The sequence below is a fragment of the Synechococcus sp. R8-2 genome (genome assembly GCF_047461715.1).
Taxonomy (GTDB): domain Bacteria; phylum Cyanobacteriota; class Cyanobacteriia; order Thermostichales; family Thermostichaceae; genus Thermostichus.
Genome location: NZ_JANSHQ010000631.1, coordinates 1 through 1,264, shown reverse-complemented (window position 1 = coordinate 1,264; position 1,264 = coordinate 1). Strand labels below are relative to the sequence as shown.

General features: G+C 63.8%; 1 protein-coding gene. It reads left to right on the top strand.

Going from position 1 to position 1,264, the window contains the following annotated elements; translation table 11 throughout:
* Positions 1-1,264, top strand: a 1,264-nt coding sequence (gene infB, locus NW819_RS13280; RefSeq protein WP_414414033.1) for a translation initiation factor IF-2, incomplete at both ends; no start/stop codon positions are given.

Sequence of the window (1,264 nt, the reverse complement as noted above, 5' to 3'; positions counted from 1 at the left end):
CTGGATACTCCTGGCCACCAGGCTTTTACCGCCATGCGCGCCCGGGGAGCCCGCGTCACCGACATTGCGGTTTTGGTGGTGGCCGCCGACGATGGGGTACAACCGCAAACTCTGGAAGCGATCAGCCATGCGCGGGCGGCTCAGGTGCCGATCATCGTGGCCATCAACAAGATCGACAAGCCCGGCAGCCAGCCAGAGCGCATCAAGCAGCAGTTGGCGGAGCACGGCCTATTGCCAGAGGAGTGGGGTGGCGACACGCCCATGGTGGAGGTGAGCGCTCTCACCCGCCGTAACCTGGATGCTCTGCTGGAGATGATCCTATTGGTGGCCGATGTGGCGGAGCTGCAGGCCAACCCCAATCGTCCCGCTCGCGGCACGGTGATCGAGGCCCACTTGGACAAAGCCCGCGGGCCAGTGGCCACTTTGTTGGTGCAAAACGGCACCCTGCGGGTGGGGGATACCCTGGTGGCCGGCGCAGTGCTGGGCCGGGTCAAAGCGATGATGGACGACCGCGGCCAGCGGTTGCAAGAAGCTGGGCCGTCTTCGGCGGTACAACTGCTAGGCCTGGATGAAGTCCCGGCAGCCGGCGATGAGTTCCAGGTTTACACTGACGAAAAAGAAGCCCGTCGCATTGCCCAAGAGCGGGCAGAAGCGCTGCGGCAAACCCGTCTGCAACAGGCGCTGCTGTCTCGTCGCGTGAGCTTGGGTAGCGTTTCCGCCAAAGCCCAAGAAGGCCAGCTCAAGGAGTTGAACTTGATCATCAAGACGGATGTCCAGGGATCCGCCGAGGCCATTCAGACAGCGCTGCGGGATTTGCCCCAAGAGGAAGTCCAGTTGCGGGTTCTGCTGGCGGCCCCTGGCGAGATCACGGAAACCGATGTGGATTTGGCTGCGGCCAGCGACGCCATCATCCTCGGTTTCAACACCACCCTGGCCCCCGGCGCCCGCCAGGCTGCCGATGACAAGGGCGTGGATGTGCGGGAGTACGACATCATCTACAACCTGCTGGACGATCTGCGGGCGGCCATGGAGGGCCTGCTGGAGCCGGAAGAAGTGGAGGAGCCGCTGGGCCAAGCGGAAGTGCGCATGGTGATCCCCATCGGGCGCGGTGCGGTTGCCGGCAGCTATGTGCTCTCGGGCAAGGTGCAGCGCAATGCTCTGGTGCGAGTTCGCCGCAGAGGGGAGGTAGTTTACGAGGGACGTCTAGACTCCCTGAAGCGCTTCAAGGACGATGTGCGGGAAGTGGCTGCGGGCTTCGAGTGTG